Source organism: Flavobacterium sp. JLP (genome assembly GCF_015350755.1).
Taxonomy (GTDB): domain Bacteria; phylum Bacteroidota; class Bacteroidia; order Flavobacteriales; family Flavobacteriaceae; genus Flavobacterium.
Window position 1 is genome coordinate 133203 of sequence record NZ_JADKPS010000002.1, and the last position, 10161, is coordinate 143363.

Below are 10161 nucleotides of genomic sequence, written 5' to 3' on the forward strand. Positions count from 1 at the left end.
CCTATTTTTTCTTCATGATAATTTCCATGCTCTTATATTCTTGTCCGTTTTTCGTATCGAAAGTTTCTAATTTGCGGGTAGATGCATCAACAATGGTATATAATTCTCTATAAGGCGATTTTTTTCCATTTAACGGACTTACCATTTCGCCTTTAAATTCTATACTTTTGCTCGCTTCGTCATATTTTCCAAGTGCGACCATCATACCCGTTCCCATATTATCAATAAAAGTAGTGGTGTATTCTTTGCTGGCGTTATTATAAGCCAGTGTACTTTTCCCTTCAAATGGCTGACCCATCATAGTTCCGTTATAATTTGCTTCTTGATAACGGCCACCAAGTATCATCTTGATATTTGCTGTCGAAGTGGCTTTGCTCGGTTTTCCGTCGGGTTCTTCCCAAAAAGTCATATCACAGTTCCAAGTTCCTGTTTCATCTGCCATCAATTTGTGTGGAGCAGTAGGCGCAGCATATGCTTGCCATGCCTTCATTTGTGCTGCAGAATCTAAAACTGGTTCTGCAATTGCTTCTTCTGTTTTTACACTAGCAGTGTCTTTTGTGGTTACCATTTCAGTTTTTACTTCCTTTTTACAAGAAGCAAAACACAAAACTAACATTGATAATGCTACATAATAATTTTTCATAAGTATCTCATTTAATGTTTGTTATAAACAAAAGTATGAAAAATTATAATAAAATTATCTTTTATCTATTTTAACCGATTTTATAATGGCTTCTAAATCAAGCATTAAGTCACGTTCTTGATTGGATGGTGAGTAGCAGAAACCTTCGATAACCAATATTCGATTGTATGTTTCATCAATTATTGCATAATTGATAAAAGGTCCAGCCATGAAATCGTTTTTAAGCTCCCAAGTTCCTTTTGTTTCATACGCTTTCTTTCCGTCTAAAAGTGTGTTTGAAAAATAAGGTGCATAAGCTTCACCGGTAATCATGCGTGTATTGGGTTCTCTTCCTTTGATGTAAGTCCCAATAGAATCTCGCATTCTAATGATATTAGCGACAACGTTAGATTTCTTTTTAAAATTACGAAGCGGAATCTGGTAAATAAGCAAACTTGTATTACCGCTGATTATATCATTTTTAAGCCAAATAAAATTCTTTTTATGAAGCATGTATTCATATCCCGTTGGAATCTGGAGATCGATATGAAATTTGTTTTTGATGACAGCCGGATTCAGTAATGATTTGCTGTTATCCTGCTGAATTTTTTCGATTTCAGCATCTCGAATCATTTTGATAATTTGTGCAGAATTGAGTTCGATACTGCAAATAATATCATCTACAGATTTTCCGTAAATACGAAAAGTATTGTGGGGCAGATTTTTGCTTCTTGTGATTTCAAATTTATCTGTTGTGGCTTTTTTTACAACAATAATACTTCTGCTGTCGGTAACAAAACCTTCTAGCAAACGGGCAGGATATTGATTGATTGTAAAAAGAGGCTCTTCTTGAGTAAGGCCCCAAACTGGAGATGCAAATTTATTACGAATACTGTCGCCTACTTCTCCATACCACAATTGGTCGTCAATGATTATAGAAATTGTGTTGGTTTTACCAGATACAGGCTGAGGCTGTTTATCGGTTTTTAAACACGAAATCAGCAAAAGAGGCAATAGTACTAATAAAAAATGGGTTTTATTCATTTTTTTAATTTATGAAATAAAACCCAAATTTAGATGTTTTTTTATTATCCGTTTATTTTAAGTTTCATTCCGGGTTTTATATCTCCGTCTTTAATACCATTCCATTTTTTAATATCTGAAATTGTAACTCCAGGATATTTTTTAGAAATGCTATACAAAGAATCTCCTTTTTTAACATAATAATCTTCGCCCATTTTAGCTGATGAAGCACCTTTCTTGAAAGAATCAACAGATGCATTTGTTGAAACTATTGCATTGTTAACTGTACTTGGCTCATCTATTTCTAGAACTGCTTTAGAAACTATTAATGTTTTTCCTAAACCAATGTTGTTTGAAGGCAGATTATTAAGTTCTTTTAAGTCAGCAATAGTTGTGCCGAATTTTTTAGCAATACTTCCTAAATTATCTCCTGCAGCTACAACATATTCTTGAGTTTGTCCAGACGTTTTTTCTTTTTCATCTGCAGTGGCAACAGCTTCAGTTGGTTTTTTATCTGTTTCAGGCATTGCTTTCAAATCTTTTGGATTTTTTGCAATAGGATCTGCATTCGATTTTATTTTTAAATTTTGTCCAAGAGCGATTGAGTTTCCTTTAATGTTATTCCATTTTTTTAAATCTAAAATAGAAACATCGTATTTATCTGCAATAGCGCCCAGATTATCTCCTTTTTGAACTTTATAGATTTCTGTTTCAGTAGGAATTGTTTTCTCCAGCTTTGCTTTTGCTTTTGGACCTACTTTCAAAGCCAATTGTTTTGACATTGTTCTAATTCCAGATTGGTGCTGAACGTATGCATAAATTTGATCTTCATTAGAAACAAAAGTTGCAATTTTATCTTTTGGAAGTCGCAAAAAGTGCGGTTCGCCTTGATAATGAGGCACAACATTTAATTTATACGAAGGGTTTAAAAGTTGAATCTGAGATTGTGGCATATCTAACAAATCAGCAATTTGTTTGAATGTCATCTCATTTTTGATGTTAACTGTATCTGTTTCGAAGTTTTTAACTACAGCTCTTTCAGGGTTAATTCCGTGTTCTTTGTGATATTCAAAAAGATACATTGTAGCATAAAAAGCTGGAACATAACCTTGTGTTTCTTTAGGAAGATTACTGCGAATGTCCCAATATTTGGTCTGACCTCCAGAACGGCGAATTGCTTTGGTAACATTTCCAGGTCCAGAGTTGTATGACGCTAAAACAAGTTCCCAATCGTTAAATACATTGAACATTTTGTTCATGTATTCACTGCAGGCTGCGGTTGCTTTCATAGGATCGCTTCGCTCGTCTATATAAGAATCAATTTTAAGTGCGTATTGTTTTCCGGTGCCGTACATGAATTGCCAAAGACCCGTAGCGCCCATTTTAGAAACTGCTTTAGGATTTAAAGCAGATTCTACAACGGCTAAATATTTAATTTCTAAAGGAATATTATGTCTTGAAAAAGACTCCTCAAAAATTGGGAAGTAATATTCTGATAAAGCCATTAATCGAGAAAACGATTTTCTTCGATTCTTAAGAAATGACTTTATTATGTTTTCTAAACCTTGATTGTATTCAATATTAAAAGGTGATTTTTCGTTCATCGCCTGCAGACGCTGTTTCAGCAATTCTGTTGGCAACTCTTCATCAACTGTAATATCAGTGTTAATGGTTTGAATGTCTTTTGATAAATCGTCATAAATATCTAAGCTTGTCAGCTCTTTCATCCACAAACTGTCTACTCTCGCAGCCATGTCATTTTTTTTGAAAGAACTTTTAACAGAATCTAGATAAGATAACTTAACTTCTGGTTTTATTTCTAAAGATGCTGTTGCAGTTTCCTGTGCAAACATCGATATTGAAAAAAAAGCTGTAACGACTAAGGAGATTTTCTTTATAATCATATAACATTTTTTTAAAATTCTATAAATCAAATAATTATAGAAGCTTTAGTTTTGCAAACTTAAAAAGTTTACCGCCTAAATATACGTAAAAAAATGTTAATTGTGATTTTTTAGTCTAAAATTGCCGCAATTCCTGGTAAAACTTTTCCTTCCAGCATCTCTAACATCGCTCCACCACCTGTAGAAACATAGCTCATTTTATCTTCTAGACCAAATTGTTTTACAGCAGCAACAGAATCTCCGCCTCCAACTAATGAAAAAGCTCCTTTTTCAGTAGCTTCAGCAATATACTCACCTAAAGCAATAGTTCCTTTTGCAAAAGATTCCATTTCAAAAACACCTAATGGACCATTCCATAAAATAGTTTTAGACTCTAAAATTACTTTTTTGAAATTTTCTAAAGATTTAGGGCCAGCATCAAGACCTTGCCATCCGTCTGGAATTGCAGTTACGTCTACAACTTGTGTATTTGCAGTGTTTGAGAAATCATCAGCAGCAATTACGTCAACAGGAATATGAACTTGAACTCCCTTTTCTTTCGCTAATCTTAAAATTTCAAGAGCCAGTTCTTGTTTGTCATCTTCGCAGATAGACTCGCCAATTTTTCCGCCTTGTGCTTTAATGAAAGTAAAAGTCATTCCACCACCAATAATCATGTGGTCTACTTTATCTAAAATATTTTCGATAACTGTAATTTTTGAAGAAACTTTAGAACCTCCAAGAACCGCAGTTACAGGTTTTTCGCTGTTTTTTAATACTTTATTCAAGCTTTCAATTTCTTTTGCCAATAAAGTTCCGAAACATTTTTCAGTTGGGAAAAATTGTGCAATAATAGTTGTCGAAGCGTGCGCTCTGTGAGCCGTTCCAAAAGCATCGTTTACATAAATATCTCCTAGTGATGCCAATTCTTTTGCAAAAGCAACATCTCCAGCTTCTTCTTCAGCATGAAAACGTAAATTTTCTAATAATAAAACTTCTCCTGGCTTAAGGTCTTTTGCCGCAGTTTGAGCTGGTTCTCCCACACAGTCTGTAGCAAATTTAACTTCAACTCCTAAAATTTTAGAAGCAGTTTTTAAAATATGTTTTAAAGAATATTTTTCTTCAGCGCCTTTTGGTCTTCCTAAGTGAGACATTAAAATTACACTTCCGCCTTGCGCTAAAATAGTATCAATTGTAGGTTTTGCAGCTTCGATACGTGTAGCGTCTGTTACGTTAAAATTTTCATCTAAAGGCACATTAAAATCAACACGGATTATTGCTTTTTTATTTTTGAAATCGAAATCGTTTAAAGTTTTCATTTGATAGTTTTTTAATTTTTTTAGAGAGAACAACAAATATAGAACTTTTGGAGTAGTTATAAATTCGAATAAACTAAAAAATCGATAATTAAAAGAACGAAAACGTTATAATTTCACAAATAAAATGGTTTATTAAATTATAAACACAATTTTGAATACTAATTTAACATCCGGATCATATAAAAAAACCTTCTCTGCCAAAAGAAAGACAGAAAAGGTCAAAAATGAATCGATTTATTTTTGTTTTTGGAGATTGCCTGCTATTATTTTTGAATGTAACAAATTGACAAATGTTTTTGAACGGGAAACATCAGCGTTTCGTATTCATTTGCATTGTCGGTATTTTTAGAAACGAGATAATTTCCTTCAATAATTCCGAAATACGTTAACAAGGGCGAATAAAATGTGATGCCAATTCTGTGCTTTGAGATATCGGTTATATCTGTATTTAAAATATCAAGCTGATAGTTTATAAATGGAAAATAATTATTTCCGAGAACATCAGAAACTCTGTGAAAATTTCCTTTTAATTGCGAAACGTAACCGCTGGCTGCAATTCCGGTTAAGAAATGAAGCTGATCTGCTTTTTCATTTTCTGCCAAAAGTTCTCTGAAAGTATTTTTTTTGTTTTCACCAGAATTAAATTGCTGACTTTGCATATTATATTCTTTGAAGGTATCTTCAAAAACATATTTATCCCACAAAAAAGTAGAGGAATTATCAATAATGACGCGGTACGCTAATTTAATTTTAGTGATTTCCATAACTTAATCCTTTGATGTTAAAGGAACTTCCATAACCAGTAAAATTGCATTTTCTGATAAAGCTTCCCACTCAATTGTACCGACTTTTTTAATTCCCAAACCGTCTTTTGCCTCTAATAACCTGTTTTCGACTTCAAAAGCTCCGTGAATCACAAAAACAAAAACGCCGTTATTCGAATTTTTCAAAGCATAAAAACCTTCTTTTCTTCCGTCATAAATTCCGATGAACCCAATCGCTCTTTCAATTTCGAATAACAGGTTGAGTTTATTTCTTTTACTAAAATCAATGATATACTGCTGAAAATAATTTTTGAAATACTGTCTTCCCATCTGAAAAGCAATTTCCAGATAACTAACATTTTCGCTTTTGTACGGATTAAAGATCTCTAAAGACAAATCGTCATCGGCTGCCAAAACCCGAATCTGTTCGACACGTAAAAATTCCTCATTACCAATATTGTCCTTATAATCTATGCCTCCAAATAACGGCAGAATAATTACATTAGAATTCGAATTTATAAATCGGGTAATACGTTGTTGGGGAGCAAGAATTACCTCATTTAGAATTTTTAAAGATCCGAAGGCGTTTCTGGACAAATCTTGGTAATGTTCAAAGTTAAAAGTCGCAAAACAATTGTGATTTGCAGAATTTAAAGCGCCTCTTGCATCTGACTTATAAATTTGAGTGGGAATTTGAACTATCATTATAAACTATTTTAGAAAACTAACTTGCCACATTTATGGTATGCGCTAAAACATATCCATCGCTTACACTCCCAGTAAGTGTTGCCAATTCGTTTGCAACAGAATCTGAAAACACATTATCAGAAGCATTATATGTATACCCGCTTAAACCTTTGGTATAACCATTTGCAGTTGATGCGTTTACTAAAGCGACTGCACTATTTGTACCTTCTGGAAAAGCAATTTGTGTAACCAGCAAAGAAGTCCCGCTCGCATTGTAAATATGAACGTGAATATGCGTCGCTCTGCCAGAATACCAACCTGGAAATATCGAGGTAAAAGTCACTAAGCCATTATCATCTGTAGTTTGTCTGCCTCGTAAAAAGTGTACTGAAGTATAATTTACAGACTGCATAGAAGTACCGCCATATTCAGAATAATAACCGTCTTTATCGCAATGCCAAATGTCAACTAATGCGCCTTTTAAAGCTGCACAGCTTGCATTTGTGTTTTTGACTGTAATTTTAATTGTAAAACCAACTCCGGTTCTGTCCATTACAATATTAGATTTTACTAATGAAGATGGTGTGATGGTCGGAAATGGACCAGCCGTTTCTGATGGTGTAACACTGCAATTGCCGGAAGATCCTGAACCAGAATCTGTGCCTGTGGCCGTATCTGAAGAATCGCCATCTTTGCTGCAGGAGTTAATAATTGGAATTGCTAAAGAGCTGATTCCGATTAAACCCAAACCTCTTAAAAACTCTTTTCTTTTCATCGCTTTTTAATTTAAATGTTAGATCAATTGAATGATTAACAGTTATTTTCGAGTAAAATTATTCGAAATTAGAGCGTTGGAAAAAGTTTGAGGTAAACCATAAAAATATTGAGGTGAACAGCGAAAAAAATATATTTTGTAGTAAAAATAAGTAAAAACTGATCTGTTCTATTTTTGATCTAAAAGTGCAAAAAAAGCTTCTTCGTAACTCGCACTTATTGGTATTTCAGTTTGTTCGATGTAAATAATCTTGTTTCTGATTTTTTCGATTTTTGAAATTGGAATAATAAAAGAACGATGTACTCGGATGAATTCTGTATCAGGCAGTTTTAGAAGAATGGCTTTTAATGTCATTCTGGCGACAACAGTTTTTTGATTTTGAATATGAATTTTCAAATAATCATCTAAACCTTCAATGTATAAAATATCTGAAAAGAGGATTTTAATCAAACTGTAATCGGCACGAATAAAAAGATACTGCTGTTCGATATTTTGGTTTTGAAGTTTCCACTGCGAATAGGCTTTTTCTACAGATTGTCGAAAACGGTCAAGTGAAATGGGTTTTAAAAGATAATCTGTTGCACTTAAAGTAAAGCCTTCTACAGCAAATTCAGAATAAGCCGTTGTAAAAATTACCATTGTTTTATGTGGCAGTTTTTTATAGAAATCTAAACCTGAAATCGACGGCATATTGATATCTAAAAATAATAAATCGACAGGATATTTCTTTAAATATTTAAAAGCTTCATCAGATTTTGTGAAGGTTTTCTTCAGTTCTACGTACTCAGTAGTACTGCACAAACTCTGAAGAATCTCCAGTGCCAATGGCTCGTCATCTAATGCAATAGCTTTAATCATCCTATTTTTATGGCCAAGTTTACAATGTATTTTTCTGAAGTATCTTCAATTTTGAGTTCATGCTTGTTAGGATATACTAACGATAATCTTTCGATTGTATTTTGCAGTCCGATACCGCTATCCGACTGAACTGAAAAGGTCTTTTTATTCGAAACGAATAAAGTCAGCATTTCTTCGTCAATATCAATATAAACACAAATTTCAGAAGTTTGATCTGGATTTACACCATGTTTAAAAGCATTTTCTATAAAAGAAATTAAAATAAGGGGCGTTATGGCTTTTCCGAAAGCGTTTCCGGTTACTTTATAATCGACACTTACAGTATTTCCTAAACGTGTTTTTTGAAGCGATATAAAATTATTGATGTAATTAATTTCTTTATTGAGATCAATAACCTCATCATTAGAATTGGTCATGATGTAACGCATTAACTCAGAAAGCTGTACAACGGCATCTGGAGTTTTGTCATCTTTTTTAAGTGCTAATGCGTAAATACTATTTAAAGTATTAAATAGAAAATGCGGATTAATCTGTGCTTTTAAAAACGCTAATTCTGATTTTACTTTTTCTTTTTCGACACTTTGCAATCGGCCTGAAATAGCAAACAGCAAACTAGAGATGACACCGATTAAATAAACTAAAGTTGTGTGTCCGTATTGCGTGGGCGGACCACCGGCAAATTCAAAAGGCATATCTTTTCCCATTGGCGGAGGCGGAAATCCTTTTGGGAGATTGTGATCGTCTAAAAAAGGTTCAGCATGATTTCTAAAATCTAAAAAATTCCGGCTTGGATGATCCAGAACAGTTGATATCCAAAGAAAAAACAATAAAAAAACAATAATGATTATATAGTATAAAAGCTTTTTATCAGCAAAATATAATTTCGGAATCAGATAATAATAGTTGAAATAGAAAAAGCAAAGAAGGGTAAAATAAATGAAAAGGTAAATGCGATCGTGTGCGTTGGTATACAAATGCGGCAACGAAAAAACATTAGTTGTCGATGTAAAAGCATACGGCAAAAATAAAAAAGCGAGGCACAGAACTATATGTTTCGCATAAAGTGAAAATTTTGCTTTCATAAAAAAAATTTGGCTAACGCTTTTGCCGAAACAAAATGACATTAGCCAAATTTAATCTTATTGCTTGTTTATTTCAAATTATTGCGGTAAAAACACATAATGTTGCGACCCGCTGAATAATTATGGCTTATCTGCCATGAATAATCTGTTTAGTCGTGAACCGGACTTTGCGTACAAGGACAGTTACTGATCGCTTGTAAGAAATCGAATCCAATTGTGATCGAGTGTGTTCCTGTATTATAGTTACCAAGATCATTGAACATTACTTGGTATGAATATCCGAAATAGAATTTAGATTTCATAAAACCAACCATTGGTCCTACTGATAATGGTTTTGGAAATTGGTCATTTAAGAAACGGTATGAAACTCCAATCCAATAATAATCTTCGTAACGATTGTAACGTCTGTATTTGAAGTTGATATCGGTTGTAGAACGCCCGTCGCTGGCAAAATATTGGTAGTAAAGAGATGGTTCGTATTCGATACGGCTGTTTTCGCCATCTTTAAAAACCATACCAGTATACACTTGGTAATTTGAAAGCAAGTTAGGTTCAACTCCACGATATTTATCCGTGTTTTTCTTTAAAACGTTGTTCGCATTAAAACTCGCATAGAAGTTTTTGTTACGATACAAAGCACTAATATCAAAGTTATTGTTTGTTGTATAACGATTATCCGTAACAGAAGGATCTAATATTGGGTGTTCAATAGTGTTATTGAATTCATCAATATCAATTCTAAAACTATTGAAGTTATACGAAAGACCAAAAGACAAATACTGCTTAGAATAATAATCTAAAATGATATGGTGTGCAAAAGAAACTTTCGCTCCGGTTTGCCTCGTATAACCATTTTTATCATTGTAAATATTGATACCAACTCCAGATCTGTCTAAAACTCTAAAATCTGCATATAACGATTGGTTATCGGGTGCATCTTTGATTCCTACCCATTGTGTCAATCCGTTTGCTCTAATTCTTAAGTTATCTCCAATACCGGCAAAAGCAGGTGATATAACAAAAGGATTGTCTGCTAAATACTGTGTAAATACAGGTAGGTTTAACTCTTGGCTGTAACCTGATGTTACAGCCATGAGTACTAAAGATAAAATAAACTTTTTCATTGTGATAATTTTTTTAGACAACAT

At 33.3% G+C, this 10161-nt stretch carries 10 protein-coding genes; all 10 read right to left on the bottom strand.

What is annotated here, in order from left to right; translation table 11 throughout:
- Position 1: 1 nt before the first annotated feature.
- Positions 2-643 (bottom strand): DUF1579 domain-containing protein, encoded by a 642-nt coding sequence (locus tag IRZ83_RS06080; protein WP_029271269.1) that lies wholly within the window; start codon positions 641-643, stop codon positions 2-4.
- A gap of 54 nt (positions 644-697) precedes the next feature.
- The gene (locus IRZ83_RS06085; protein WP_194567529.1) at positions 698-1666 is read right to left on the bottom strand and encodes a DUF4837 family protein; all 969 of its coding nucleotides are present in this window, start codon (positions 1664-1666) and stop codon (positions 698-700) included.
- Positions 1667-1710: 44 nt separating this feature from the next.
- Positions 1711-3549 (bottom strand): LysM peptidoglycan-binding domain-containing protein, encoded by a 1839-nt coding sequence (locus tag IRZ83_RS06090; RefSeq protein ID WP_194567531.1) that lies wholly within the window; start codon positions 3547-3549, stop codon positions 1711-1713.
- Positions 3550-3659: 110 nt separating this feature from the next.
- On the bottom strand, positions 3660-4847 hold the full coding sequence (locus IRZ83_RS06095) for a phosphoglycerate kinase (RefSeq protein WP_029271274.1): 1188 nt from the start codon (positions 4845-4847) through the stop codon (positions 3660-3662).
- Positions 4848-5110: 263 nt separating this feature from the next.
- Complete coding sequence (locus IRZ83_RS06100) at positions 5111-5611, bottom strand: hypothetical protein (protein WP_194567533.1); 501 nt, start codon at positions 5609-5611, stop codon at positions 5111-5113.
- A gap of 3 nt (positions 5612-5614) precedes the next feature.
- A complete protein-coding gene (locus IRZ83_RS06105; protein ID WP_194567535.1) occupies positions 5615-6316 on the bottom strand; it encodes a pirin in 702 nt (233 codons plus the stop codon).
- Between the two features lie 19 nt (positions 6317-6335).
- Positions 6336-7073 (bottom strand): intradiol ring-cleavage dioxygenase, encoded by a 738-nt coding sequence (locus IRZ83_RS06110; RefSeq protein ID WP_194567537.1) that lies wholly within the window; start codon positions 7071-7073, stop codon positions 6336-6338.
- 168 nt (positions 7074-7241) lie between these two features.
- Positions 7242-7931 carry a LytR/AlgR family response regulator transcription factor gene (locus IRZ83_RS06115; RefSeq protein ID WP_029271281.1) on the bottom strand — a complete coding sequence of 230 codons (690 nt, stop codon included), beginning with the start codon at positions 7929-7931 and terminating at the stop codon, positions 7242-7244.
- Positions 7928-9013, bottom strand: a complete 1086-nt coding sequence (locus tag IRZ83_RS06120; protein WP_029271283.1) for a sensor histidine kinase — start codon at positions 9011-9013, stop codon at positions 7928-7930. Before IRZ83_RS06120 ends, IRZ83_RS06115 begins: the two co-directional genes overlap by 4 nt.
- 149 nt (positions 9014-9162) lie before the next feature.
- Positions 9163-10137: a type IX secretion system membrane protein PorP/SprF gene (locus IRZ83_RS06125; RefSeq protein WP_029271285.1), complete on the bottom strand. Its 975-nt coding sequence runs from the start codon at positions 10135-10137 to the stop codon at positions 9163-9165.
- Positions 10138-10161: the final 24 nt, after the last annotated feature.